This window comes from Bacteroidota bacterium (genome assembly GCA_020402865.1).
Lineage (GTDB): Bacteria > Bacteroidota > Bacteroidia > Palsa-965 > Palsa-965.
The window spans coordinates 37,584-63,072 of sequence record JADBYT010000025.1 but is presented as its reverse complement, the minus strand read 5'-3'; the positions used below and the strand labels follow the sequence as shown (position 1 = coordinate 63,072).

The 25,489-nt window shown below is 49.8% G+C and carries 25 protein-coding genes and 1 tRNA gene; 13 read left to right on the top strand and 13 right to left on the bottom strand.

The window, feature by feature from the left end:
• Nucleotides 1–19 precede the first annotated feature (19 nt).
• The 9 genes from IM638_16060 to IM638_16020 all read right to left on the bottom strand — a co-directional run bounded on the left by IM638_16060 (nt 20) and on the right by IM638_16020 (nt 10,615).
• Nucleotides 20–961: a tyrosine-type recombinase/integrase gene (locus tag IM638_16060; protein ID MCA6364553.1), complete on the bottom strand. Its 942-nt coding sequence runs from the start codon at nt 959–961 to the stop codon at nt 20–22.
• A gap of 188 nt (nt 962–1,149) precedes the next feature.
• Entirely contained in the window at nt 1,150–4,230 is a 3,081-nt protein-coding gene (locus tag IM638_16055; GenBank protein ID MCA6364552.1) for an efflux RND transporter permease subunit, read from the bottom strand.
• A gap of 11 nt (nt 4,231–4,241) precedes the next feature.
• Nucleotides 4,242–5,300, bottom strand: a complete 1,059-nt coding sequence (locus IM638_16050) for an efflux RND transporter periplasmic adaptor subunit (protein ID MCA6364551.1) — start codon at nt 5,298–5,300, stop codon at nt 4,242–4,244.
• Nucleotides 5,301–5,305: 5 nt separating this feature from the next.
• Nucleotides 5,306–6,619: a TolC family protein gene (locus IM638_16045; GenBank protein MCA6364550.1), complete on the bottom strand. Its 1,314-nt coding sequence runs from the start codon at nt 6,617–6,619 to the stop codon at nt 5,306–5,308.
• A 102-nt stretch (nt 6,620–6,721) separates the two neighbouring features.
• Nucleotides 6,722–7,333: a TetR/AcrR family transcriptional regulator gene (locus IM638_16040; protein ID MCA6364549.1), complete on the bottom strand. Its 612-nt coding sequence runs from the start codon at nt 7,331–7,333 to the stop codon at nt 6,722–6,724.
• Nucleotides 7,334–7,440: 107 nt separating this feature from the next.
• A complete protein-coding gene (locus IM638_16035; GenBank protein ID MCA6364548.1) occupies nt 7,441–8,019 on the bottom strand; it encodes a hypothetical protein in 579 nt (192 codons plus the stop codon).
• 69 nt (nt 8,020–8,088) lie between these two features.
• Nucleotides 8,089–8,991 carry a ParB/RepB/Spo0J family partition protein gene (locus tag IM638_16030; GenBank protein MCA6364547.1) on the bottom strand — a complete coding sequence of 301 codons (903 nt, stop codon included), beginning with the start codon at nt 8,989–8,991 and terminating at the stop codon, nt 8,089–8,091.
• A 102-nt stretch (nt 8,992–9,093) separates the two neighbouring features.
• A complete protein-coding gene (locus tag IM638_16025; GenBank protein MCA6364546.1) occupies nt 9,094–9,909 on the bottom strand; it encodes a ParA family protein in 816 nt (271 codons plus the stop codon).
• Between the two features lie 22 nt (nt 9,910–9,931).
• Nucleotides 9,932–10,615, bottom strand: a complete 684-nt coding sequence (locus IM638_16020) for a metal-dependent hydrolase (GenBank protein MCA6364545.1) — start codon at nt 10,613–10,615, stop codon at nt 9,932–9,934.
• Between the two features lie 194 nt (nt 10,616–10,809).
• On the opposite strand from IM638_16020, the gene IM638_16015 reads away from it, so the two are divergent.
• From IM638_16015 to IM638_16005, 3 genes are all read left to right on the top strand, one after another.
• Nucleotides 10,810–11,328, top strand: a complete 519-nt coding sequence (locus IM638_16015; protein MCA6364544.1) for an NAD(P)H-dependent oxidoreductase — start codon at nt 10,810–10,812, stop codon at nt 11,326–11,328.
• Nucleotides 11,329–11,492: 164 nt separating this feature from the next.
• A complete protein-coding gene (locus IM638_16010; GenBank protein ID MCA6364543.1) occupies nt 11,493–11,852 on the top strand; it encodes a DoxX family protein in 360 nt (119 codons plus the stop codon).
• Nucleotides 11,853–12,013: 161 nt separating this feature from the next.
• A complete protein-coding gene (locus IM638_16005) occupies nt 12,014–12,541 on the top strand; it encodes a hypothetical protein (protein MCA6364542.1) in 528 nt (175 codons plus the stop codon).
• A gap of 117 nt (nt 12,542–12,658) precedes the next feature.
• Here the strand turns inward: IM638_16005 and IM638_16000 are convergent, their stop codons facing one another.
• Nucleotides 12,659–12,889, bottom strand: a complete 231-nt coding sequence (locus tag IM638_16000) for a hypothetical protein (GenBank protein ID MCA6364541.1) — start codon at nt 12,887–12,889, stop codon at nt 12,659–12,661.
• A 59-nt stretch (nt 12,890–12,948) separates the two neighbouring features.
• Here IM638_16000 and IM638_15995 point away from each other — a divergent pair, with 59 nt between their 5' ends.
• On the top strand, nt 12,949–13,851 hold the full coding sequence (locus IM638_15995; protein MCA6364540.1) for an endonuclease/exonuclease/phosphatase family protein: 903 nt from the start codon (nt 12,949–12,951) through the stop codon (nt 13,849–13,851).
• Nucleotide 13,852: 1 nt separating this feature from the next.
• Here the strand turns inward: IM638_15995 and IM638_15990 are convergent, their stop codons facing one another.
• Nucleotides 13,853–14,923: an alpha/beta hydrolase gene (locus tag IM638_15990; GenBank protein ID MCA6364539.1), complete on the bottom strand. Its 1,071-nt coding sequence runs from the start codon at nt 14,921–14,923 to the stop codon at nt 13,853–13,855.
• A gap of 78 nt (nt 14,924–15,001) precedes the next feature.
• Here IM638_15990 and IM638_15985 point away from each other — a divergent pair, with 78 nt between their 5' ends.
• Together IM638_15985 and IM638_15980 are read left to right on the top strand one after the other, a co-directional pair.
• Nucleotides 15,002–15,640, top strand: coding sequence for a DsbA family protein (locus IM638_15985; GenBank protein ID MCA6364538.1), 639 nt, complete (start codon nt 15,002–15,004; stop codon nt 15,638–15,640).
• The gene (locus IM638_15980) at nt 15,641–16,159 is read left to right on the top strand and encodes a hypothetical protein (protein ID MCA6364537.1); all 519 of its coding nucleotides are present in this window, start codon (nt 15,641–15,643) and stop codon (nt 16,157–16,159) included. It abuts the gene before it with no gap.
• On the opposite strand, the gene IM638_15975 is transcribed toward IM638_15980, so the two are convergent.
• On the bottom strand, nt 16,156–17,394 hold the full coding sequence (locus IM638_15975; protein ID MCA6364536.1) for an MFS transporter: 1,239 nt from the start codon (nt 17,392–17,394) through the stop codon (nt 16,156–16,158). The genes IM638_15980 and IM638_15975 overlap by 4 nt on opposite strands.
• A gap of 163 nt (nt 17,395–17,557) precedes the next feature.
• Here IM638_15975 and IM638_15970 point away from each other — a divergent pair, with 163 nt between their 5' ends.
• From IM638_15970 to IM638_15960, 3 genes are all read left to right on the top strand, one after another.
• Nucleotides 17,558–19,663 carry a T9SS type A sorting domain-containing protein gene (locus IM638_15970; GenBank protein ID MCA6364535.1) on the top strand — a complete coding sequence of 702 codons (2,106 nt, stop codon included), beginning with the start codon at nt 17,558–17,560 and terminating at the stop codon, nt 19,661–19,663.
• 67 nt (nt 19,664–19,730) lie between these two features.
• Nucleotides 19,731–20,639, top strand: coding sequence for a DUF2279 domain-containing protein (locus tag IM638_15965; protein ID MCA6364534.1), 909 nt, complete (start codon nt 19,731–19,733; stop codon nt 20,637–20,639).
• Nucleotides 20,640–20,743: 104 nt separating this feature from the next.
• The gene (locus IM638_15960; GenBank protein ID MCA6364533.1) at nt 20,744–21,328 is read left to right on the top strand and encodes a hypothetical protein; all 585 of its coding nucleotides are present in this window, start codon (nt 20,744–20,746) and stop codon (nt 21,326–21,328) included.
• A 101-nt stretch (nt 21,329–21,429) separates the two neighbouring features.
• On the opposite strand, the gene IM638_15955 is transcribed toward IM638_15960, so the two are convergent.
• Nucleotides 21,430–21,503 (bottom strand) — tRNA-Arg (locus IM638_15955).
• 212 nt (nt 21,504–21,715) lie between these two features.
• On the opposite strand from IM638_15955, the gene IM638_15950 reads away from it, so the two are divergent.
• The 4 genes from IM638_15950 to IM638_15935 all read left to right on the top strand — a co-directional run bounded on the left by IM638_15950 (nt 21,716) and on the right by IM638_15935 (nt 25,488).
• Nucleotides 21,716–22,144: a MarR family transcriptional regulator gene (locus IM638_15950; protein ID MCA6364532.1), complete on the top strand. Its 429-nt coding sequence runs from the start codon at nt 21,716–21,718 to the stop codon at nt 22,142–22,144.
• Nucleotides 22,145–22,167: 23 nt separating this feature from the next.
• Entirely contained in the window at nt 22,168–23,919 is a 1,752-nt protein-coding gene (locus tag IM638_15945; protein MCA6364531.1) for an ABC transporter ATP-binding protein, read from the top strand.
• Nucleotides 23,920–23,979: 60 nt separating this feature from the next.
• On the top strand, nt 23,980–24,276 hold the full coding sequence (locus tag IM638_15940) for a DUF3817 domain-containing protein (protein ID MCA6364530.1): 297 nt from the start codon (nt 23,980–23,982) through the stop codon (nt 24,274–24,276).
• 366 nt (nt 24,277–24,642) lie between these two features.
• Nucleotides 24,643–25,488: an N-acetylglucosamine kinase gene (locus tag IM638_15935; GenBank protein ID MCA6364529.1), complete on the top strand. Its 846-nt coding sequence runs from the start codon at nt 24,643–24,645 to the stop codon at nt 25,486–25,488.
• The last annotated feature ends 1 nt before the right edge of the window (nt 25,489 follow it).

The window sequence follows — 25,489 nt, the reverse complement described above, 5'->3', positions numbered from 1 at the left end:
GATAATCTTTAGTTATCCATCAACTCACCTCAAAAGCCAGCCTCGGATGCCTTGTTTTCAATATCGCCTTTTGCTTTTCCGCATTTACATGGGTATAAATCTGCGTGGTATTTATAGAACTATGCCCCAGAAACTGCTGTATATACTTAATATCCACATCCTGCTCAAGCAGCAGGGTGGCAAATGAATGTCGGAAGGTGTGTGGGGTGATGTGTTTTTTTATGCCGCATTTTTGGGCGTAGTGGCGTATCATGTTGCGGATGGATTGTTCGGAGAGCGGAGTTTGGCGGCGGCTGAGAAAGAAGTTTTTGCGGCGGCTGAGCGTTTTATGCCAGGTTTTCTGATAGTTCGCTAATACCTGAAGCACTTCATTGTGGCATATTTGAATTACCCTCTGCCTGCTTCCTTTGCCCATGATACGCACAATGCCTGAGCGTAAATCAATTTCGGTTTTTAACAGTTGTGTGGCTTCTGATACACGCATGCCAGTTGCAAAGAGTAACTCAAGTATAGCTTGATTCCGCAGTGTTTCGCGGTAGAAGGCTGAGGTTGTATCTGCGCTGTTGGCTTGTACTTTTTTCTGTGCATAGCTAAGTATCTGCTGCACTTCGTGGAGCGTCATTACCCGTGGTAACATGCGGGGTTCGCGGATGCTGATTTTCATTTTCCGGAAAGGGGTGGTGAGAATTTCTTCTTCATATTCCAGAAAGTTGAACATGGCTTTTAGCGTGGCTATTTTCCGGCGCAGGGTTTTGGGGCGCATTCCGTGCAGATGCTCGAGATAGGCTTTTATGGTGTGTTTGTCTATTTCGCTCAGTTTGCCGCTGTGCTTTAATTTACTTAGAAACTGCGCAAACTGTCTGCAGTCTGAATCGTAGGCTTTGGTGGTTTTGGGGCTGAGTTTCTTTTCGAATTTACAATGAAAAAGAAATGCAGCAGAGGCTTCATGGATAGTGTTCATTTTCCGATGTGTTTTTATAAATGTGCTTATTAAGTACATTCAAATTTCACTCCTCGGTTATTGCGATATTTTCCTCTACTGACCGCTGATTTATCTACATATTCTATACAGTTATTACATATCTGCATGAAACAAAGCGGCTGACTTCCGTTTCCGGAAATCCGCCGCAAGCAACCAACCTAACCGCTTCAACTTTTGGTTGTTGCTTCCCCCGGTTGCGTTTGTTCCACCTTAGGCGGAATGAGTTTATAAATTACCGGCGTAACCACCCGCGAAAGCAGTGTAGAGCTGATGAGTCCGCCAATGAGCACCACGGCCAGCGGCGAAATAAGCGGGTTGGTGGAAATGGCGATGGGAATTAATCCACCAATGGCGGTGAGTGAAGTAAGTACGATGGGCAGGAAACGTACTTCACCGGCTTCGCGGATGGCGGCTTCCAGACTCATGCCCTGTGCACGGAGCTGATTGGTAAAATCAACCAGCAGAATGGAGTTTTTCACTTCAATGCCGGCCAGCGCAATAAGGCCGATTACCGCCACAAAAGAAAGCGAATTGCCCGTAAGCCAGAGCCCGATTACCGCACCCACAATGCCCAGCGGAATTACGGAAAGCACAATGAGCGTACTCTTAAACGTGCGGAATTCGAGAATGAGCACCGCAATAAACAGAAACACGGTAATGATGATGATGGTACCAAAACCGCCAAACGATTCCTTGCGCGATTCTACCTCACCGCCCATGTCCCAGGTGTAGCCGTCAGGAAGTTTCATCTGTTCCATTTTGGCCATTACTTCATTGATCACATTGTCGGTGAGAAATCCTTTCTGCACATCGGAGCTGATGGATACGGTGCGTATTTTATCGTTGTGGTTGATGACCAGCGGCGAGGCTTCGAGGCCGGGACTGGCAAGCTGGCTGAGCGGAATGGCGGCGCCCTGCATGTTGTTTACATACACATTGGCAAGCACATCGAATGTGGCGCGTTCGCCTTTGGGCGCGGTAATGTGCAGGTCGAAGTCATCGCCGTTGGCATCGGAGAAATTGCCTACGTTTAAACCGGCTACCGCAATACGCACCGTGCGGTCGATATTTACTGTGGGAATGCCGTAACGGTTGGCTTTCTCGCGGTTTATGGTGTAGCGTATGTCTGACTTGAGGTTGCTCACCGGGTTATCAATGTACAGTGTGCCTTTGGTGTTTTGCAGCAGTTGTTCGGCTTTGGCTGCATATACGCGCAGTGTGTCGAGGTTATCGCCATAGAGGCGTATTTCAACCGGTGCAACCACGGGCGGGCCCTGCTCAAAGTTTTTCACTTCAATTTTTGCGCCTGGTGTCTGGGTGAGTTTTTTGCGCAGTTTTTCAATCAGTGCCAGCTTGTCGTTCGGATTGGTATCATCGTGCAGCTGAATGAAAATCTGTGCAAAGTCGGTGCGCTCGTTTTCGGGAATTACGTTGTAGTAAATGCGCGGATTGCCTTTGCCCACGTTGCTTGTGTAGTATTGAATAAGTGGCTCGGCAGCGAGTACTTTCTCCACTTCGCGGGTCATGGCATCGGTTTCGGCAAGGCTGGTTTGCAGCGGTGTGCGCACGTTGATGATAAACTGCGGCTTTTCGGAAGCAGGGAAGAGGCTGAAGCCAATTACCTTAATCAGCGCCAGCGATCCGGCAAAAATGGCGGCTGCAATAATGAGTGTAATTGCAGGGCGGTTGAGTGCGCGGTTAAGCAGCGGGGCATACGTTTTCTGAATACCGCTTTGCAGCGCACGCAGGAAAAGATTGCCGGTGTGTTTTCCTTCGGCGTGATGATCTTTGAGTATGCGGCTCGAAAGGAAGGGAATAATGGTGAGCGACACCAGCATGGATGCAACCACACTCATAATTACCGCCATGGGCAGGCTACGAATGAAATCGCCGGCGCCTTCGGGTAAAAATACCAGCGGCATAAAAGCAATTACCAGCGTGGCCGTGCAGCCTACAACTGCCAGACCAATTTGCTTTGTAGCCAGCAGGGTGGCCTCGCGGCGCGAGTAACCGTTGCGCAGCCAGCGTTCAATATTTTCCACTACCACAATGCTGTCGTCAACCAGCAAACCCAGCGCCACCACAAGGCCCACAATGCTCAGCTGGTTGAGGTTGTAGCCAAACAAGTTGAGCAGCACCAGACCAATAGCCAGCGAAAGCGGAATGGAAATCATTACCACCGATGCCGCACGGCCGCCCAGCGGAAGCAGCGTAATGGCCACCAGCAGAATGGCAATAATGAAATCAATGCCCAGCCCGCCCAGCCGTTTGTTTACGTTGTTGGCCTGATCGAAATTATCAATGAGCACCATGTTGGCGGGCAGTGTTTTTTTGAATGCTTCGATAACCGGGAGGTACTTTTCCTGCGTTTGCGAAATGTTGAAACCCGGTTTCTGCGCGGCATTCACCAGCACACAGCGGTGACCATTGATACGTGTAATGTGTTTTTGCTCTTCATGATCAAAACGCACGTCGGCCACATCAGCCAGCTTTACGTTGTTGCCGTTTACACTATACACAATGGTTTGCCCGATTTGCGAAATGTCGGTATAGTTGCCGCTGGTTTTTACGTTGAATGTTTTTCCGCCTGCATCCAGACTGCCGCCGGGAATATTGGCCAGTTCGCTTTGAATACTGCCTACAATAGCATCGAGCGGAATGCGCAGCTGTGCAATTTTTTCAAACTGCAAATCAATGCGCACAATGCGTTCGGGTAAACCGGCAATTTCCACGTTCTTCAGTTCACGCAGCTTTTCGAGCGATTCCTGCAAACGTTCGGCTTCCTTGCGGATGGCTTCGCGCGAGGCATTTTCAGACACCAGTGCAAGCTGAAGCACATTTACGTTTGACGGTTGTATTTTCTGAATTTCGATGCTGAAAATATCTTTCGGAAGCTCGTTGCGAAGTCCGTTTACCTCGCGCACCAGTTCCTGATATTTTTTATCCACATCACTTTCGTACTTATACTCCACATTAATCACAGCCACACCATCGGTTACTTTGGTGCGCACGCGTTTAATGTCTTCAAGCTCGGTAATTTTTTTCTCCAGCGGTTTCACTACGAGTTGTTCCATATCCTGCGGACTGGTGCCGGGATAGATTACAATAACGGGAAACTGCGGTGCTTCAATTTCGGGATCTTCCGAGCGGGGCATGTTCATGAGTGTGGTTATACCCAGGACAATAGCCATGAGAAAGATAACCAGCGTGAACTGATAATTTTTAACGGCGTAACTGGCAATTTTCATAACAGCCGTTTTTAATTTGTGATACGAATGAGAGAACCGTGTGTGAGATAGGCACTTCCCGCTACAATCACCTGCTGGCCTTGTCGGGGACCTTCGCTGAGGCGGACTGTTTGGCCTGTGATGGCTGCAATTTTCACGGCCACCTTTTCTGCTTTTTTGCCGTCGGATGTCACAAAAATGAATCCTTCACCGGCATTGCCGTCGAGCAGTGCGCTGTAAGGAATTTCCCACGCATCCTGTTTGGCTGATGCGTAAATGGTGGCTTTGCCAAACATACCGGCCGCGGGTTTTACTTCTTGCGTAGTGTTTACGCTGAGTTCGATAATGAAAGCGCCGGTGTAAGGGTCGGCGGCTTCGGCGCGGCGGGTAACGCGGGCGTTGAGTGTGCGGCCGGGAAATGCGTCGGTGGTGATTGTGGCGGTGTCGCCGGTAGCAATCTGTGCCCACTCGCGGTCGCTCACACCAAGACGCATGAGCCATTTGCCGCTGCTTGCACCGTTGGTTTGCAATACGGGTGTACCGGGGCCTGCAAGCTGACCGGTGTTTGCAAATTTGCGCAGGATGTAGCCGTCGTTCACCGCGCGTATTTCGGAATGCTGCAGGTTGAATTCGGCAGCGCGTAGTTGCTGCGCGGCAAGTTCGCGGGCCGTGCGTGCATTTTCAAGCTGTTCAAGTGTGGCTACACTGTCGCGGTGAAGATTGGTGGCGCGTTTCAGATCGCGTTCCGCTTTTTCAAGTCCGAGCCGGGCCTGATTGACTAATGCCGAAATTTCGGTTACATCAAGCGTAGCCAGCAACTGTCCGCGTCGCACGGCATCGCCTTCTTTCACCAGCACTGCACTGATAATGCCGCCGGTTTTGAACGAAAGCATGGTTTCGTCGTCGGTGGTAAATTGTCCGCCTGCATTTACAATGCTTGTCTGGCTTGAGAAAGACGGGTTTATTACTTTCACCGGAATGGCTTCGGTGGCAGCGGGGATGGTGTTTTTCTTTTCATCTTTTCCGCACGAGGAAGCCGTGAAGGCCAGCAAGAGCGCGGCCGGAATGAGTATGTGAAATGTAGTGCGCATGAGTTTTAGAGTGTGGTTGCTGCGGTTTCGCGTTCGAGTTTTGCTTGTGCCTGAAGCACGTCGTATTTGCACACGTTCAGTTGCACCTGAGCGGCGGTAAGCTGATTGCGTGCGTCAATAAGTTCGATGAGGGGCGATGTGCCTTCGGCGTATGCATTGCTCATGAGCCGGTAATACGATTCGGCGGCGCGTTGCTGTTCGGTAGCAGCTTTCCATCGGGCCAGCGCGGCGTTGAGGTTGTTCTGGGCCACGTCGGCAGCCAGTTTAAGCTGGTTACGCGTTTGCTGAACCGACCAGGCCGCCACACGCATATCAAGCAGGCTGCTGCGGTAGGCATTGCGGTTGCGCATACCGTTGTAAAGCGGCATTTCGAGCTGCAGCCCCAGCAGGTAGTAGCGCGAACGGCTGTCGAATTTCCAACTCTCGCTCTGCGAGCCGAGGTCGATGAAGAAGCTGAGTTTGGGAATAAAGTAGCTGCGTTGCATACGCGCCGCCGTAAAGCTGAGGCGTTCGCCAAGCAAAAGCATTTTCAATTCTTCGCGCCGCGCCAGTTGCGATGAGTCGTACGACGTGGTGAGGCGGGCGAGGGCAGAGGTGGTGCTGAAGCTGGTATTTATTGCAGTATGCAGCGGCCGGTTAAGCAAAAAGTTAAACCAGGCTTCGGCATTCAGCTGCTGGTTGCGCGCGGCTTCTAGCTGGGCGGTAACCTGTGCTTTTTCGCTCTCGGCGCGCAGCATTTGTGCCGGCACGGCCTTTCCGTTGGCAATGAGTGAAGCGGTTACTTTGGCATTGCGTTCGGTTAGCTCAAGAGCCGAGTTGTATATCTCCACAGCTTCCGTGGCGCTGAGGTACGTGAAATAGGCCACTTTAATATCGCGCACCAGTTCACGTTTGTATAAGGCAATTTCGGTTTCTTTAATGGCCGCCTGCTGTTCGCGCAGCTGCACGCCGTACCACACTTCTGTGTTCACAATGGGCAGCGTGGTGCGCACATGCGCATCATACATATTACGCGGGAAAAAGCTTTGTTCCACATTTTCAATCTGCGGAAACGCATTGCTGGCAGTAAGCTGGTTGAGTGTGCTGTACACCGGGTTAAGCAAATCGCCCACAGGCAGCGAAATAAAACGGCCGCCTTCGCCGGTGGTGTAGCTGCCGCTGAGGTTTACCGATGGCTGAAAATAGCTTCGGGCATTCTTCAGAGCCAGAATGGCCTGCTCATAAGCCACCGATTTTTGCCGGAGAACGATGTTGGAGTCGATGCCCTGCTTTACGTACTCGTCGAGCAACTGCTGCGCATTGAGCGGAGTTCCGGCCATGAACAGGAGGACCGGAAAAAGTAGTCGGATTGGTATCATGGATTTGATAAGTATGAACATGATTTATAGTCTGAACACCGTTCAGTTTTATTGTAAATTTTTTTAAGTTTTTTCCAGAATGGTGATAAATTCCACGAAAGCAAGCTCTTCAATGAAATTGCGTGAGGCTTCACACACCACTTTATTACGGCCGTGTTTACCCAGCGTAATGATTCCGTGCATGGTGGCCCACACGTAATAGGAGAATGTTTCAGTATCTCTTTCCTTAAAGTAGCCAATTCCTTGACATTCTTTAACTACATGAATAAGAGCATGGTATGCCGTTTCGCCTGCCTGCCAGTCTTCATCCTCTTCCAGCGCACGCATGGGGGCATTGATTACAAACATCAGGTCGTAGTAATCAGGGTATTCTTTGGCAAACTGCATATACACTTTGCCCATTGCCTTCAGGCGCTCAAACGGATTGGAAACGGCCAGCAAGACTGCCATTTTTTCGTTGAGCAGGTGGAACCCTTCAATCTGAAGTTCGTGAAAGATAGCGTCTTTATCTTTGAAATGCAGGTAGATAGCTCCGGCGCTGTATTCCACTTTTTCGGCAATGCTGCGCATGCTGGTGGCCTCGTACCCATAAGCAAAGAACAATTCACGTGCAGCGGTAAGAATTTGTTTCTTTACCTGTTCACGTTCGCGTTCTTTCCGTTCTTTGATTCCCATGCGGGAGTAAAATTACTGAACAGTGTTCAATTTTCAAATAAAAATTGTGCGGGATGTATTTTTTAGCACCCGAAGTGCCGGAAATTTATTCCTGAAACGGATGTATATCATCGCCACCCAAGTCGTATTCCCACCCCGGCCACCGGACCGGCAGCCGTAGGAAACATGTAGGGCGAGGCATGCAGTGAGAGATTATCGCTCACATCAAAATAGAAAAGATGGGCATCCACGGCCGCGTCAATCACATTTAAGGTATATAATGCGGCCATACCGATGATGCTTAAGTCGCGCCAGCGCTGGTAATAGTTTTTCAGCGTGGAAAGATCATCGTCGCTGTACTGGGGATAAAGATCGTTTGTGGTGGGATCATTATCATAACGCAGCCTGATGGCATTGCGGTAGCGTTTATAATAGACCTGATTAAAGCCCATGCTGTAGCCCAAGCCGCCAAAACCGGCGTAAATGATGGGGATTTTCCAGTATTTTTTATTGTAAGCCTGTCCCAGCCCGGGCAGGCATGCGCTCATAAGTGCGGCGCGTTTGGGCGGGTGGGGCGGTGGTTTAATGGCTGAGTCGGCAGGCGGTTTGGCCACTGCGGCAGAGTCGGTTTGTGCCTGTGCGGAGTGTGTACAAAGCAGAAGCAGTGTACACCAGACAACAGGCAAAATAAACAGGCGCGACATCATGTGCAGACAAAAATAAAGAATACCGGCGCTTTAAAGCTAACCGGTATTCCAAATAAGTGTAAAAAGGAATCAGCTGTTGAGGGCATCCAGCAGCTTTTCGAGATCTTCTTCGCTGGCAAAGGGAATAATGAGTTTTCCTTCGCCCTGTGGATTGCTTTTGAGCTGGATTTTTGCGTTGTACTGCTTGCCAATAGCGCTGATCTGATCGGCGTATTTATCGTCGAGGCTGCCCTGCAGGTTTTTGTGTTTGATGCGGGGCTCGATTTTCTTTTTATCGCTGGCCAGCAGTTCGGTATCACGCACCGAGAGGTCTTCATTGATTACGCGGTTGTAAATGTCGATCTGATTTTCTTCGCCATTTACATTAATGAGTGCGCGGGCGTGGCCCATGCTTATTTTCTTTTCGCGGATGCCGAGTTGTACTTCGGCGGGGAGTTTGAGCAGGCGCAGGTAGTTGGCTACGGTAGAACGCTGCTTGCTAACTTTCTCGCTAAGCTGTTCCTGCGTGAGGCTGCACTCGTCCATGAGGCGTTTGTAGCTGATGGCTACTTCAATGGCATCGAGGTTTTCGCGCTGGATGTTTTCAACCAGTGCCATTTCGAGCATGGCCTGGTCGTTGGCTACGCGCACATAGGCCGGAATGCTTTCCAAACCGGCAAGCTGCGAGGCACGGAAACGACGTTCGCCCGAAATAAGCTGAAACTTGTCGTAGCCCATTTTGCGCACAGTTACCGGCTGAATAATGCCGTGCTGCTTAATGGAGGCCGAAAGTTCTTCGAGCGCCTGCTCCTCAAAATGGGTACGCGGCTGAAACGGGTTGGCTTCAATCTGTTTCAGCGGAATACTGGTCACGGCTCCGGCCACAGCCGATGTTACATCGCCCGACAGGCGGGCATTTGAAGTAATATCGGTATTGGCGTTTTCGAGAAGTGCGCTGAGGCCTTTTCCGAGTGCCTGACGTTTGTTGCTCATGTCTGTACTTGTTATTCGTATTGTATTGGCCTTGTTTGGGCCTGCGCTGCATTCGCTAAAGATCTGCCTTGTCTGGTCGGGCGGAGCCGAGACCGGGCAGGCTTAGTCTTGCTGGGTAATATTGATGATCTTTTCCTCGTCGGAGAGGCGGGTCATGTTGTTTTTCTGCAGGATTTCTCGTGCGAGATTCAGGTAATTGATAGCACCTTTGCTGGTGGCATCATGCATAATAATGGTTTCGCCAAAACTGGGTGCCTCGCCAAGTTTGGTGTTGCGCTGGATGATGGTATCAAACACCATGCTCTGGAAGTGGGTTTTCACTTCTTCCACTACCTGATTCGATAAACGCAGGCGGATGTCGTACATGGTGAGCAGTATGCCTTCAATGGCCAGTTCGGGATTGAGGCGGCTCTGTACGATTTTGATTGTGTTGAGCAGTTTACCGAGACCTTCAAGCGCAAAATACTCGCACTGCACCGGTACAATTACCGAATCGGCTGCGGTGAGCGAGTTTACGGTAACAAGCCCCAGCGAGGGCGAGCAGTCGATGATGATAAAGTCGTAATCGTTTTTGATCTGATGTAAGGCCTGCCGCATCATGTGTTCGCGGTTGGGCATGTTGATCATTTCAATTTCGGCACCCACCAGATCAATATGCGCGGGCAGGAGATCGAGGTTGGGCGTGGTGGTTTGCAGGATAATGTCTTTCGGGTTACGTCCTTCGATGATGGTTTCGTACACCCCGGTTTTCACGTTTTTTGGGTCGAAACCCACGCCCGAAGTAGCATTTGCCTGCGGATCGGCATCCACCAGGAGCGTGCGGTATTCGAGCACGGCAAAACTGGCGGCAAGGTTAATGGCGGTAGTGGTTTTTCCCACCCCTCCTTTTTGGTTCGCAACGGCTATAATTTTACCCATAATATGTGTGCAGCGCTATTCCTCAGGGTTTTACAATGGTTGAACCGATGGGCATAAGCGTAAGCTTTTTTCCCGCCCGCTCAAACTTGGTGATTGCTTCGGTATGATCTATTTTGATGTAGCCGAAAGTATCATAGTGCATACCGATGATATCGGTGCAGTTGATAAAGTCGGAGGCAATAATGGCGTTGTCGATACCCATGGTAAAATTATCGCCAATGGGCAGGAAGGCGAAATGTACTTTTCGGTATTCGCCAATGAGTTTCATGTCGTAAGTGAGGGCTGTATCGCCGGCGTAGTAAAAGTTGGCTTCTTCGGTTTCCACCACAAAGCCCATCGGGTTTCCGCCGTAAGTGCCGTCGGGCAGTCCGCTCGAATGTTGAGCGGCCACACATTTCACTTTACCAAAATCGAAAATCCATTTTCCGCCCACGTTCATGGGATGGGTTTTGGAAACGCCTTGTTTATGCAGCCAGACGCTTATTTCCCAGGCGCAAATTACAGTGGCACCGGTGCGTTGTGCAATAGCCACGCAGTCGGCAATGTGGTCTTCGTGGCCGTGCGACACGAGGATGTAATCGGCTTTGATTTCGTCTTTGTTTATTCCTGCGGCCAGTTCGTTGTAGGTAATAAACGGATCAAACAGAAGGTGTTTGCCTCCGGTTTCAATGCCAAAGCAGGAATGACCGTAATACGTAATCTTCATAGGTTTCAGCTTCCCCAAAACAGCAGCCGGACAAACAATGCCCGGCAGTAATTGTTAATAACGCACCGGAAATGAATTTTGTATTTTCAGAATCGCTCCGGCAAACGATTAATTTTGTCCCGAAGGTAGCGTTTTTTGGCCGAAACCGCCCCGGCGTTTTATAAACAGCGGCCCGTTAACACCTTAATTAACTGATGATCACTGTAATTTCAGGAACCAACCGCCCCGGCAGCACCACGCGTATCATTTCCGAGGCATACAGCGGCGTACTGACCAGCCTTGAGCAGCCCAACCGGCTCTACACGCTCGAAGATTTGCCCCGCGATTTTGCGTTTACCGACCTGTACGGGCATCGCAGCGAGGTTTTTAAGCAGCAGCTTGACGAATACATACTCCCTGCCGGCCGCTTTGTGGTGGTCATGCCGGAGTACAACGGCACCTTTCCCGGCATCCTCAAACTGCTTTTCGACGGTTTGCACCCCGATTTGCTTCGCGGCAAAAAAATAGGCCTTGTGGGTGTAGCCAATGGCCGTGGCGGCAACCTGCGCGGCATCGATCAGTTTACGGCGGCCATGCACTACATGCAAATGCTGGTTTACCCGCGCCACCTTCCGCTCTCTCTCATTAAAGACCACCTCAGCCCCGAACGCAAACCCGATGCCACGGTAATGGCCAGTATCGAGTTGCATGCGAAAGGGATGGCCGGGTTTTAGAATAGACAGTTCATTTCTATAAATAAAGGCAATTCAGGATGGTGCTTCAAAATTCGTTTTACCTATCAGCTATTTATCTCACTTCACAAACGGAGAGATTGATTGATTATTCACAACCTTCATTTTGGATTCCCTGTATAATTTTCGCAGCCTGTTGCGCTTTCATGGCAATTGTTTTTTTACAATCGGCATTGGATAAAATCATTCATTACAAAGGAAATACCGACTGGTTGAAATCACATTTTGCATCCACCGCACTTAAAGGTATTGTTCCGGGATTACTTTTCATACTCACGGTCTTTGAGACACTGAGTGGCATTTTGACAGCGCTGGGAGCTGTTTGCTGCTTTACTTCGTGGGGGCGATTTATCGGGTGTATCGGTCTTTCCTTATCACTTTCTACATTTTTGATGCTGCTTTTCGGACAACGTATGGCAAAAGATTATCAAGGGGCCGGCACATTGACGGGGTATTTTATCATAGCAGCTGCCGGTTTATTTAGTGTGCTGCTGTCAGGTTTCTGAAAGATGATGTGTTTTTCTACCGTAGGTAGAACCTGTATTCCGGGGCGTTGAGTTTTCAACAGATCTTGACTTTCCCGATTTTATCACACTAAGTTTGCCGCCTATTTTCACAAGAGGATTGAAGACGCAGTTATTTATTATTTCAAAATTTATTATTTACCATGTATTTACCCAAGTATCCGCTCGATGCAGCGCAGGATTTTTCTATGTTCAGATTTGTGAGCAACGGTAAGGCCGATCACATTTACAAGCTCATCCGTTTTTCACCCACCAGCCACGATGATATTGTCAATCTGTCGTTTGGCGACAATGCCGGAGGTAATGATGCTTTAGACGACCATGCCGTAAGTGGCAATGGCGATATGCCGCTTGTGCTTGCCACCGTGGCGGCTTCCATTTATGTATTTACCCGCGAGAATCCGCACCTCTGGGTTTTTCTCACTGGCAGCACACCGGCACGAACACGATTGTATCGGATGGCTATTTCGAACTACTGGAGCGATATTGAAAAAGATTTTGATATCCTTGCGCTAAAACCTGAAGGGTGGGAACCTTTTGAAAAAGGTAAAATTTATGAAGGGTTTGCGGTAAAGAAAAAGCCGGGGCGCAACTTTGAAAATGTGCTGGTGCGTGAAAAATGGGTTGAAAATGAGTGGGATAAGAAGAAAGGTATTGACGAGGCCGGATGAAAATTGTATATTTGGGGATGGGAAAAAAGAAAATAACAAAGTTGCCGGTGGTGCATGTCGTTACAGCGCTCGCTGATGGGGTATCAGAGTCATTTTCTCAGCCCAAGCTTGTCAAAGTTAATGCGTTGCTTGCTCAATTCGGTTCGCCTTCTCAGGCTTGTTCATCTCGCTCATAATATCTACATCTTGCATCTCATATTGTACGCCGGATTTATCCGGCGTTTTTATTTGGATCATTTTATCTGTGTTTTTGACGCTGTAATTATCTGAAATGTAATTATGGTAATTACCCGATGTACTGTTTATGAGCCTTTCAGCGTCTGTTGAAAAAATATGCTGGTTTTGCACTGTGATGTAATTGTAAATTGTGCATCAATACACAAAATCAAAAACAGCATCACTCCCTTATGCCCACATTTACCTTAGCTACATTTAATTGCGAAAATCTTTTTTTGCGTTACAAGTTTGCCAGTACGGCCAATCCGGAAAGTGCAGTACAAAACGGATTCATTCTTGATAAAAAGCGTTTTGAAACCATCATCGATCAGGAACGTACCATTACCGCTCAGGCCATTCTGGCGGCAGATGCAGATATTATTTGTTTACAGGAGGTAGAGAATTTAGATGCCCTCAAGGCCTTCACAAGCCGTTTTCTGCAAAATGAGCGTTACACCCACCGCATGCTGATTGATGGCAATGATCCGCGTTTGATTGATGTGGCCGTGCTGAGTCGTTTTCCGATTAAACAGTGTGTCACTCACCAGACAAGGCGCAAAGGCAAGTCGCAGGTATTTTCTCGCGATTGTCTGGAAGTGGTACTCGATATAAAAGGCAAGCCGTTCAGTGTGTTTGTAAACCACTTTAAGTCGATGCTTACCGGTAAGGCCGAAACCGAGGCACGACGGCTAATGCAGGCGCAGGAAGTGTTGAAAATACTCAAAGAGCGTTATGGTGATGATCCGGGTAAGTTTGACTGGGCTGTACTTGGCGATTTGAATGATTACCAGCCCTCAAAAGCAATCAGTGAATTGCAGAATTCGCCATGGATGCAAGATGTATCACAACGCATAGCTGACCCGGAGGAACGCTGGACGCATTTCTGGGCTGATAAGAAAGACTACAAGCAAATAGATTACATCTTTCTCTCCAAAGCCATGGCCGACAGAAACCCGAAAGCTATTCCGTTTATGATCCGCAATGGTTTGTGCCAGAAGGCCACGCGCTATACCGGGCCGCGTTTTGAAGGAATTGGCAAAGAACGGCCGCATGCCAGCGATCACTGCCCGGTTGTGATCAAGCTGAAAATCTGATTCAGTTTTTGGGCGAAAGTACTTCGGTAAGCAAATACTGTTCAAAAGCGGCGTAGCATTCCGTATGCGGAAAGTGTGCGGCTTCTTCAAGCTCAAACCAGGCTTTGTGCGGTGCCGAGAGGTTGTCGTAAAAACGGCGTGCTTCTTTAAGCGGCGTCTGATAATCGTGAAGGCCCTGAATAATGTACACCGGTATTTCCAGCGTAGGAATCACCTGCGCGAGATCGTTGCTGATCACGCAGGGCCAGAGTTGGAGCATGCTTTTGCGGGCTTTCGCCATGTAGGCTAATTTTTCGCGAAGGGTATATTCCGGGCAGGTGATGAGCTGTTTGGGCGCTGTTTTATTAAGGTTGGAGCGAAAGAGCGCACCGCCAAATTCGCCTACCCAGCGGCGTTGTTTAAGCAGGTAGTTTATCCACGTTTCAGCAGCAGCGTCACGTGCAGGCAATTGCAGCTTTTCTACTTTACCCGGCACCGATGTATGTTTGAGCTGCCGCGCCTGATCCCGCACAAACTCCAGCGAAAGCCGTTCGCCCTCAAACTGGTTGCACACCTGCCCGATACCGATGTAACAGGCAAACAAGTCGGGAAAAGCCTTTGCCGCATGTACGCCAAGCACTGTTCCCCACGAGTGCCCCAGCAAATGTACTTTGCCGCAGTGGAAACGCTGCTGAAGATACAAAGTCACCTCAGCTGCATCACTCACAAGTTGCTCAAGTGTAATACCTGCCGCTTCACCGGCTGATTTTCCGGCACCACGCTGTTCCCAGTAGCAAATGGTAAAATGCTTTTCCAGCGCGGCAAACTCGCGGCGCACAAACGCAAACTCAGGTGTACCGGGCCCGCCATGCACATATAAAAGCACCGGATTATTCACATTTTGTCCGCGGATTATTGCACATTGCGTTACACCTCCAATCTGCAGTGTTTCTATTTCGGCAATACTTCCCGGCACTTTTTTCCCACGCGCATCGGTGATCGGCGGGGTTTTTCCCGGACTGATAATCCGCAGCAGAACCACCGGAAGCAGCAGCAGCGCCACAATTACGGTAATTATCCAGACAATTGTCATTTACTATACTTTAATTAAGCAACTTGGTTTAAATATACTCTTTTCCTGAGATGACGTATTGCCGCCTATCTTTGTTACATGAATACTACACTTTACTACATCTACGATGCGCTTTGCGGATGGTGCTATGGTTTTAGTCCGGTAATGAAACAGCTTCACGAAAATTACAAGCACGAAATTGAGTTTAAGGTAATTTCAGGCGGCATGGTGCTGGGTGAACGTTCCGGACCTATTGGTAAAGTGGCTCCCTATATCAAAGGTGCCTACAAACGTGTAGAGGAAATGACCGGTGTGGTATTTGGTGAAGCGTTTCTGAATGAACTTGATAAAGGTGAAATGATTTTCAGTTCCGACATGCCTTCGCGTGCGCTGGCCAGTTTCAGAACGCAGTATCCGAAGCGGCAGGTTGAATTTGCGCATGCGCTGCAAAGTGCCATTTACAGCAAAGGCATGGCCCCGCAAGCCGACAATACCTATATTCATCTGGCCGAAGAAATGGGTATTGATGATGGCGTATTTTTTGCTGCCGGATTGCGTTTAAGTTCAGCGGCACAGCTGGCCGAAGAGGATTACCGCGAAGCACAGCGTTTTCAGGCCAACGGTTATCCCACTGTAATTGTGGAGCATGATGGCAACTACTACCTCATTGCGCGTGGTTATACTGACTATGCTGCATTGGAAGAACGGCTGAAACAGGTACTTTCAAAAAACGATTAAATGAAACGTTGGCTTCTCAGTGTAGTGTGGCTTGTGGTGCTGAGCATTCCTGCGCAGGCTTTTCAAAGTACTGATTTCGATTTGAAGCGTAAGCGTAATGCGGTAGGGCTGGTGCTTGCCGCGCACTACTGGCAAAGTCCGTGGGCTGAGGCTGGAATTTCTTATGCACGTAGCAAAAACGGATACTTTTTGGGAAGTTACTATCGCGGCACAGCATTTAGCGGCTTGTATAACCCGCTGGAGCAAACTGCGGGCGTTGGTTTCAGCCGTTGGAGAACGTATTTTTCTGCAATCGTTACCGGCTTTCGGGTTAATGCGTACACCAATTTTTCGGATGTGCGTTTTACCCTGCAGCCGCAGGCGGGTTTGGGGAATGGTGTGTTTTCGCTTTGCTACGGCTACAATTTTGCACTCAACCGCGCCGAAGTGGCGGGCATGAATGTGCCGCACGAAATTTCGCTGCGGGTGAATATTGAGGTGAAGGAAATTGAGCGGGAGAAGTGGTGGAAGCGTAATTAATTTTCGTCGGCTTCGCGTTTACTCCATGCGCGGATGAGCAGGAAGTAAAGAAACACGCCAAACGCATACAACGCTGCGGTAATCATAAAAATATCCACATACGGCCAGCCGGTTTTGCGCAGCATGCCAAATATAAACCGCGTGCTTATGAACCAGCTTCCCGACCAGATGGCCGCACTCAGTGCACTGGTAATTTCCTGATTGCGTTCGCCCACAAATTTCATGGCAATTTCAGAAGTCATGGGTCCGGCAATATTCATCAGCGGCTGGCGCAGCAGATAACAGCCCACAGCAATCCACACCGCCGGCGGAAGCTGGTTGTAATACTCCGTAGTAGCCATGAGGATAAGCGAAATAACCGCAAACGACTGTGTAACCGGCACCGCTGCCTTGTAGCCGAAACGCTCTTTTATTTGCGGCACCAGCAAGGCGCCCACCGCCACAAGTAATGCCGCCACAAAATTCCAGAGTGAAATTGTATCGGTACTCAGCCCGTGTACGCGCGAGAAGAAAAGGTTGATAAACGGAATGGTCAAACCTGCGCCCACCGCAATGACCAGCGCCGGAATAAGCGCACCGGCAATAAGGCCCCAGTCGTGGTTGCCCAGATCGAGGCGGCGGTGGGCATTGGCCACGGTTTGCTCATTCATGCGGATACGTGCCATGAAAATGAGTCCGGCAAAACCGGCAATGGTAATTCCGGTAAGCAAATTCCGTTCGCTGAACAGCAGCGGATCCGCACTGTTTAACGCCCACACTACCGACGCACTTACAATACCCGCCAAACTCCAGGTAGAGAAGCTGAGGGAGATGGCGGGCGTTTGTGTTTCGGGCGAGGAGTTGCGGATGATAAACGGCAGCACCGGAATTTGCATAAATGTAAACGAAGCGCCCCAAAGCAATTGCGAAACCACAAGCCAGCCTCCCGCACGCTCATGCACTGCATAAATGATGCAAAGCGCAAACAACGGCACGCCAATGGATGAGAGCCAGAAGAAATTTTTCACCTTACGTCCCTTGATAAACAGCCCCAGCGGCAAGGCCAGCAACAGCACTCCCGCAAACCGCCACGAAATAAAATCGGCAATTTCACTGTCGCTGTATCCTTCGGCCTTCATATACAGCGGCTGCAAATTCATAAACGTGGCATTCACCAGCTGAATAAAAAATTCAGCCGCGATGACCAGCAGCACAGGTTTTTCAATTTTCGAATAATCGCGGAGGAAAGCAAACACAGTTTGCAAAAGTAAGCATCGCCGTGGTTTTGCAACGGTGCAGCAATTACTCAAAAACAGATTTTTATGAATGAAATCAGCTATTCTGCTAATCGCCGCAGTATAATTTCGCGGTTTCGTTATTTTTACTTCCACAAACAACATTACCCTTAATCAAACTCCCATGAGAAAAATTTACACAGGATTATTTGCGTTACTCAGTCTGGCTTCTGTTCAGGTTGTGCATGCACAGGTTACCTGCATTCCCTGCGGAACAGGCAGTAACGGTGCATTCACCGCAACGGCCAACACCACACTGGCGGGCGGTACATACAATTACACTTCATTCAACATTTCAGCCGGTGTTACGGTTACTGTAACCGGCACACAGCCGCTCATTATCAACTGTTCGGGTGCAGTAACCATTAACGGTGTGCTGGATGCGAGCGGTGGTAATGGTACCAATGGTATTACCTTTTCGGCAGCCGGAACCGGCGGTATTGGTGTGGCCGGCGGCCAGAATGGCGGCAACGGTACATATTCCGCCTCTTTGGGTGGCATGCTTGCGCAGGATGGAGCCGGTGCCGGTGGTGTAACTACGGCGGGCAATGGCTGGTCGGGCGGCGGCGGCGCCGGATATGGTGCTGCGGGTTCGGCTTCGGGCGGAAGTACGGGCGGTTTTGCCGGTCCGGCTTACGGCGATGCACAGCTTTCGGCGGTGCTTGGCGGCAGCGGCGGCGGCGGCGGTTCGGGCGGATTCAGCTGCGGCAGTGGCGGCGGCGGTGCAGGTGGCGGATATATCCGTATTTCGGCCTGCAGCGGATTAACCATTGGCGCAGCCGGAGCAATTCGTGCAAACGGCGGTAACGGCGGCAGCGACGGAGCAGGCAACTGCGGTGGCGGCGGCGGCGGTTCGGGCGGCACCATCTGGCTGCTTACCAACGCGCTTGTAAACAATGGTCAGGTGCGTGCCGTGGGCGGCGGCGGCGGTGCTTCAAACGTACCCGGTTCGCCGTATTTCGGTACGGGAGCAAATGGTGCAGCCGGCCGCATCCGTGTGGACGCAGCCACTACTTCAGGCACCGGCACCTTGCTTCCGGTAAACGTATTCACAGGTTCACCGCTTGCAGCCAGCGCCGGAAATAACGTGGCCATCTGCATCGGACAAAGCACCACGCTTACCGCTTCGGCCACCGGTGGCGGCGGCAGCTATACCTACGGCTGGCAGCCGGGTAACCTTAGCGGTGCGTCTGTCACCGTATCGCCAACGGCCAACCAAACTTACACACTCACCGCCACCGATGCATTCGGTTGCACCAATTCCACACAGGTCACTGTTACGGTTAATCCGTTACCCGTGGTAACCATCAGCGGAAGTGCAACCACACTTTGCCCCGGCGGCACTGTAAACCTTACCGCATCATCAGGCGGCACCTCACAATGGTACCTGAACGGCGTGGCTATTGTAGGGGCAAATACGGCCACTTACACAGCCACCCAGCCGGGCGTGTACAACCTGATCAAAACAAATCTCAATGGTTGCTCCGATTCGGCAGCTGCCGGTTACCTGGTTACCGCAGTATCCAATCCGGTTGTTACGCTTGGCAACGATACGGCGTTCTGTGCCGGAGCCAATCCCTATCCGCTTACCGCACAATCGGCCAATAACATTACGCAGTGGCTGTGGAATACAAGTGCCACGCTGCAAACCATACAGGTAAGCAACAGCGGTTCTTATTCGGTGCTGGCTACCGATAACAATGGCTGTACCGACAGCGATACAATCAACATTACCGTAAATGCGCTGCCTGTAATCAGCTTCACACCTTCGCAGGATACATTCTGCTTAACCAGCGGTGCATTTACGCTTACTGCCACACCGGCAGGCGGCACATTCAGCGGTCCCGGCGTAAGCGGTAATGTATTCACACCTGCCACAGCCGGTGCCGGTTTGCACACCCTGCTGTACAGCTACACCGATTCGCTGGGTTGTTCGGCTACATCCACACCCGTAATTTTTACGGTTGATGTGTGCACCGGCATCAGCGGAATAAACGGTCAGGTTGTGTTTACAGCCAGTCCCAATCCTTCAGCCGGACAGTTTACGGTGAATACCAGTTTGCCCGGCACACTGGTAATTTATACCATCGAAGGCCGTGAGGTATATCGCGCACAGCACAATGCCGCCGGCCGCAGCGAGGTTGATCTTTCGGCATACGGCAGCGGTATGTATGTACTGCGCTATGTGTACGATGGCGGTCAGGCCGTATCGCGCATCAGCATTCAGTAGAGAATATTAATTACGATTTTACCGGCGGCTGCAGCATAAGTTGCAGCCGCCGGTGTATTTTAGCACAGTGAAGATTCGCCTGCTGCTGTTTGCGTGTTTGTGTTCACTGGCTTTGAAGGCCGGCGATACGCTGCGTTTTTTCGATAAATCGCCGCAGCCGCACAAAGGCCGTGTGCGTGTGGTAACAGGCACGCAGGTGTTGCTGGGCGGTGGTTCGCTCATTGGCCTCAATCAGTTGTGGTATGCCGATTATCCGCGCGAGCCGTTTCATTTTTTTGATGATAATGATGAGTGGCTGCAAATGGATAAGGCCGGTCACGCGCTTACGAGTTATGCGCTTGCGCGGCTCAGTGCGGGCACGTATCGCTGGGCGGGTGTGCCTGCGGGGCGTGCGCGCTGGTATGGTGTGCTCACGCCCATGCTGTATTTAAGCGGTATCGAAATGCTCGACGGCTTTTCATCGGGCTGGGGCTTTTCGTGGGGCGATTGTGTGGCCAATGCGTCAGGCAGTGCGCTGTTTCTGGTGCAGGATGCACTGTGGCAGGAGCAGCGTGTGCAACTGAAATTCGGTTTCCGCAAAAGCGAATTTGCGCAGTACCGGCCGGCGTTGCTGGGCAGCACCTGGACCGAGCAGTTGCTGAAAGACTACAACGGCCAAACGTACTGGCTGTCGGTCAATGTAGCTTCGTTTCTGCGCAGCGATACGCGTTTTCCGCGCTGGCTGAATGCCGCAGTGGGCTACGGGGCGGGGGGAATGACCGGCGGCAGCAGCAATCCGGTTATCTGCAATGCGCAGGGCAATTGCTTTACGTTTGCGCGTTATCGTGAGTGGTATTTATCGGCCGATATTGATTTGACGAAGTTGCCGGTGAAGCGTAAATGGCTTAAAGTGGTTTGCAGTACGTTTGGGTGGGTGAAGATTCCGGGGCCGGCGGTTGTGATTGCGAATGGGCAGTTAATGTTTAGCATTCAGTAATTTGCAAGCTGCTTTTTCTTCTTACATATTACTATCTACAAAGATTGATTAATTATAAAATATTTTGTAATTTAATCGAAAAGAGATTTTATTAATGTATAGAAATGAAAGAGAAGAAAATCGAAGATCATTTAAACGAAAATGTCAACTTATATACTGTTTTTGGCATTTTTAATGCTTTAACGCTTTTTGCACAGAGTATTGAATCAAGTAAAGGTTTTTTTCTGTCACAATGCTTTATGCTTATTTCGATTCTGCTTTGGGCAATAATTCGAAATAAAATTAAGTCAAATAAAAATCTTTCAAACTTAATCTTTCTTGTTGTTTTCGATTGGATACAATTAATATTTGTTTTTCATTTTTTTACAATTCAAAAAGATAAGAATTTTCCTTTGGGAATTATTGCGATATGTATTGTCATTGTTTTTTTTGTTGGCAGGAAAGTAAAATATCTTCTTATAAAGAAGAGAAATAAATTTGTATTATTTACGAGAAGTAAGTCCATATTAGATGCATCGGTACTTATGATTATCTTGATTTTAGCAATTTCTATTTACTCTTTACTCAAATATGGCGTTTACTATTTATTGGAAAATCAAAACCATGACGGAAACTTATTTTATGAATTGAGTACTGTAGTATTTGCATTGCATTTGATGAAATACCTTTCGATAGGGATTAAATATTGATAATTGAAGAATAGGGATAATTTATTGTATCTGATTAAAAGCAATTTGTAAAATCATAGAAAAACTAAAAAAAATAGCCCCGGTAAAACCGAGGCTATTTGTGGTCCCGTAGGGATTCGAACCCCAAACCTTCTGATCCGTAGTCAGATGCTCTATCCAGTTGAGCTACGGAACCGTAAATCAGAGGCGCAAAGATAGGTGTTTGTGTTAATTCCCAAACATTTCAAGCAAAATTTTTCCTTTTTGTTGCTCTTGCCTTGATTTTCACGGGTTTAAATTGATGCGAGGACTAACCGGCGCGGAGCTTGCCTGTGAAGGAACTGATAAAAGTCAATGTATTTACATCTATTTCTGATTTGTATATACAAATGAGGTTATCTTTGTGCGGTGAAACAATGCGAATCGAAGTATTGCCACTGTGCATACTTCTCAGTTACAGCCTTATCGCGCAAAGTAACCCGGCTGGCCGAAATGTGCTGGAAACCCTCGGGCTTGTCGCCAAGTTTGGGGTATTTGCTGCTTGCAGTGCTTGATGAACCGGGCGTTCAGCCGGGTGTGCTCAGCAAGCAGTTGCAGCTTGCGCCTTCTACAATTTCGCGGTTAATGGAGAAGCTGGAGCAAAAAAAGCTATTGCTCCGCACCGGCGACGGAAAGCTTACCAATGTGTATCCCACGCCCCGGGGTAAACAATTGTACATACAACTGAGCGATTGCCGCAAGAATTTTCACGAACAATTTTCGGCTATTCTGGGAGAAGCAGAAAGCAACAAATTGGTGGCCGAACTTAATCATGCAGCCTCACAGCTCGAAGGCTAAGCTATTTACACTTATCAGCATTCATGAAAACACTGTATTCTTATTTCAAAAAACACTGGCTGTTTACCAGCATTGCACTGCTGCTTTCGGCCATCAGCATTTTATTTTCCTTTCTCGATCCGCACCTCTACGGCAAAATTATCAATGAATTTATTACACTGCGGCCTGCTATTTCTGACGATGTGTTTCTGAAAAGCCTTATGTGGCTGCTGCTTGGCGTGGTGGGTGTGGCCATGATTTCGCGCATTGCAAAGAATATTCAGGATTACCTGATTAATGTAATTGTGCAGAAAATAGGCGCAGCTATTTATACCGACGGCATTAAACAAACCATGGAGCTGCCGTATCAGGATTTCGAAGACCGGCGCAGCGGCGAAACACTTGGCATCCTGCAAAAAGTACGCACCGATACCGAACGTTTTGTACAATCGTTCATCAGCATTGTGTTTTCGGCGTTGGTGGGCATTGTGTTTGTATCGCTTTACGCCTGGCAGCAAAGTCCGATTATTGTGCCCGTGTATCTGGCCGCGCTGCCTGTAATTGGCGGTGTGAGTTTTGTGCTGAGCCGCCGCATCAAAACCATTCAGAAAACCATTGTAAAGGAAACCACCGCACTGGCCGGTTCCACCACCGAGTCGCTGCGCAACATTGAACTCATAAAAGGGCTCGGCCTCACCAGTCAGGAAGAACGCCGCCTCAACAGCATTACCAACCGCATTCTCCGCCTTGAGCTGGAGAAAGTGAAGAAAGTGCGCACACTGAGTTTTATTCAGGGCACTATCATTAATCTTGTGCGCACCGTGCTGGCGGGCATTATGCTTTGGCTGGTGTGGAAAGGGCAGTTGCAGACGGGACATTTCTTCGCGCTTTTCCTTTACTCGTTCTATATCTTCAATCCGCTGCAGGAAATCGGTTCGTTCATCAACATCTGGCGCGAAACGCAGGTTTCGTTTGAGAATTTCAACGCCTTGCTGAAAGCCGACAAAGAACCGCGTCCGGCCACACCCAAAAAGCTGGGCACAGTTTCATCGATTCGATTTAATGCGGTTGAGTTTACGCATAAAACAGCCGGACGCGCTGCCGTTAACGGTGTAAGTTTTGAAGTGAATAAAGGCGAAACCATTGCGTTTGTTGGCCCATCGGGCAGCGGAAAAACCACCATCATCAAACTGCTTACCGGACTTTATCGTCCGCAGCAAGGAGCGATTGTATATAACGAGGTGAACTATGATGAGCTCGCGCCCGAAGACTTGCGCCGTCAGATCGGGCTTGTGTCGCAGGACACGCAATTGTTTTCGGGAACGCTGCGCGAGAATTTATTGTTTGTGAAGCCTGATGCGAGTGAGGAGCAGCTGATGGATGTGCTGAAGAAAGCCGCGTGCATGCCTATTCTGGCGCGGAGCGAGAAAGGCCTCGACACCATTATTGGCGAAGGCGGCATAAAAGTATCCGGCGGCGAACGGCAGCGCATAGCCATTGCCCGCGCGCTGCTGCGCAATCCGTCAATCCTCGTATTCGACGAAGCCACCTCGGCGCTTGATTCGCTTACGGAGGAAGAAATCAGCGAAACCATCCGCCACGTATCAGCCGCGCAGCAGCAAATAAGCGTGCTTGTAGCGCATCGTCTTTCCACCATTATGCATGCCGACCGTATTTACGTGCTTGAACGCGGGCAGGTGGTAGAAACGGGCAATCACCAGCAGCTTATTCACCGCGAGGGACTTTACGCGGCCTTGTGGCGGCAGCAGGCCGGCGAGGAAATGGCCACAGTGTAATTGCAGTTTAACCCGAATTGAACAGCCACGCGCAAGGCAAATGCTATTTTTGCAGTTATGATTGCATCACTGCTTAAAACCGATCTCGGCCGCCTGCGCATTGTGGCTTTTCTCGAAGGCTGTTCGTTTCTCGCACTCGGCATTACCATGTGGCTGAAATACGGCTACGATATGCCTAAGCCCAATTACATTGTAGGCATGCTGCACGGCGGTTTATTTATTCTCTATTGCATACTGCTGCTGCAAACCGGCGTTTCGCGCGGGTGGGGTTTTGTAAAACTTTTGCTTGGCTTTCTGGCTTCGCTGCTGCCGTTTGGCACTTTTGTAGCCGATAAATATTTGTTTCGCGAAAGCTGAGGCATTGTGCTGCGTCAGCATTTGAGATACGGTGGCTTCGATCCCCCGCAGAAATTGCGGGGACTCAGCCACCGGATGGCATTTGAGTTCGGTGGCTTCGATCCCCCGCAGAAATTGCGGGGAATCAGCCACCGGATGGCATTTGAGATACGGTGGCTTCGATCTCCCGCAGAAATTGCGGGGACTCATCCACCGGAGTTATTTGAGATACGGTGGCTTCGATCCCCCGCAGAAATTGCGGGGACTCAGCCACCGGATGGCATTTGAGATACGGTGGCTTCGATCCCCCGCAGAAATTGCGGGGACTCAGCCACCGGAGTATTGTAGCATCGCACCAATCATCACGAGAACTCCTAAATTCGTAGTGTGATACAACTCATTGCCGACAGCGGCTCCACCAAAACCGACTGGCGTCTTACGCAGGGAAACCGCGTATTGCAGCAGTTTCAGACCGAAGGCTACAACCCTTACCACATGGATGCGGCGCGCATTGGCGATAGTTTGCGCAAGTACCTGCTGCCCGAAACCGGCGCGCATCAGCCCGATTTCATTCACTTTTACGGGGCGGGCTGCGGTGCAGAGGAAAAAGCGGCAGTGGTGCGCGATGCCCTGCTGCAACTTTTCCCAGCCGCCGAAGTACATGTAAACGGCGATATGCTTGGCGCGGCCCGCGCACTTTGCCTGCATACGCCCGGTATGGCAGCTATTCTGGGCACCGGCTCCAATTCATGCCTTTACAACGGCACAACCATCACCGATAATCGTCCGGCATTAGGCTACATGCTTGGCGATGAAGGCAGCGGCTGCCATATTGGTATGGCCCTTGTCCGTTTGTTTATGTATGATGAAATGGAAGCCTCCCTGCGCGAACGTTTTCTGAAACGCTATCCGCTAAGCGTTGGCGATATACTGCATCAGGTCTATCGGCAGCCGCTGCCCAACCGGTTTCTGGCAGGTTTCAGCAAGTTTGTGTATCAGAATATCGACCATGCGCAGTGTGCAGAAATTGTGGTCAGCAGCTTCCGCGCATTTTTCAAACACCATATTCTGCGCTATGAAAATGCCACACAACTTCCGTTGCATGTAACCGGCTCGGTAGGATTTTATTACAGCAATCTGCTGCGCCGCGTGGCCGAAGAACAAGGAATTTCGCTCGGAACAGTAACCGAAACACCCATTGCCGGACTCACCCTTTACCACATTGGCGAGTAAG

Bases quoted from the DNA above. Each gene is read 5' to 3' on its own strand.
- IM638_16060 (MCA6364553.1), bottom strand. From the start codon at position 961: ATGAACACTATCCATGAAGCCTCTGCTGCATTTCTTTTTCATTGTAAA.
- IM638_16055 (MCA6364552.1), bottom strand. From the start codon at position 4,230: ATGAAAATTGCCAGTTACGCCGTTAAAAATTATCAGTTCACGCTGGTT.
- IM638_16050 (MCA6364551.1), bottom strand. From the start codon at position 5,300: ATGCGCACTACATTTCACATACTCATTCCGGCCGCGCTCTTGCTGGCC.
- IM638_16045 (MCA6364550.1), bottom strand. From the start codon at position 6,619: ATGGCCGGAACTCCGCTCAATGCGCAGCAGTTGCTCGACGAGTACGTA.
- IM638_16040 (MCA6364549.1), bottom strand. From the start codon at position 7,333: ATGGGAATCAAAGAACGGAAAGAACGCGAACGTGAACAGGTAAAGAAA.
- IM638_16035 (MCA6364548.1), bottom strand. From the start codon at position 8,019: ATGATGTCGCGCCTGTTTATTTTGCCTGTTGTCTGGTGTACACTGCTT.
- IM638_16030 (MCA6364547.1), bottom strand. From the start codon at position 8,991: ATGAGCAACAAACGTCAGGCACTCGGAAAAGGCCTCAGCGCACTTCTC.
- IM638_16025 (MCA6364546.1), bottom strand. From the start codon at position 9,909: ATGGGTAAAATTATAGCCGTTGCGAACCAAAAAGGAGGGGTGGGAAAA.
- IM638_16020 (MCA6364545.1), bottom strand. From the start codon at position 10,615: ATGAAGATTACGTATTACGGTCATTCCTGCTTTGGCATTGAAACCGGA.
- IM638_16015 (MCA6364544.1), top strand. From the start codon at position 10,810: ATGATCACTGTAATTTCAGGAACCAACCGCCCCGGCAGCACCACGCGT.
- IM638_16010 (MCA6364543.1), top strand. From the start codon at position 11,493: ATGGCAATTGTTTTTTTACAATCGGCATTGGATAAAATCATTCATTAC.
- IM638_16005 (MCA6364542.1), top strand. From the start codon at position 12,014: ATGTATTTACCCAAGTATCCGCTCGATGCAGCGCAGGATTTTTCTATG.
- IM638_15995 (MCA6364540.1), top strand. From the start codon at position 12,949: ATGCCCACATTTACCTTAGCTACATTTAATTGCGAAAATCTTTTTTTG.
- IM638_15990 (MCA6364539.1), bottom strand. From the start codon at position 14,923: ATGACAATTGTCTGGATAATTACCGTAATTGTGGCGCTGCTGCTGCTT.
- IM638_15985 (MCA6364538.1), top strand. From the start codon at position 15,002: ATGAATACTACACTTTACTACATCTACGATGCGCTTTGCGGATGGTGC.
- IM638_15980 (MCA6364537.1), top strand. From the start codon at position 15,641: ATGAAACGTTGGCTTCTCAGTGTAGTGTGGCTTGTGGTGCTGAGCATT.
- IM638_15970 (MCA6364535.1), top strand. From the start codon at position 17,558: ATGAGAAAAATTTACACAGGATTATTTGCGTTACTCAGTCTGGCTTCT.
- IM638_15960 (MCA6364533.1), top strand. From the start codon at position 20,744: ATGAAAGAGAAGAAAATCGAAGATCATTTAAACGAAAATGTCAACTTA.
- IM638_15945 (MCA6364531.1), top strand. From the start codon at position 22,168: ATGAAAACACTGTATTCTTATTTCAAAAAACACTGGCTGTTTACCAGC.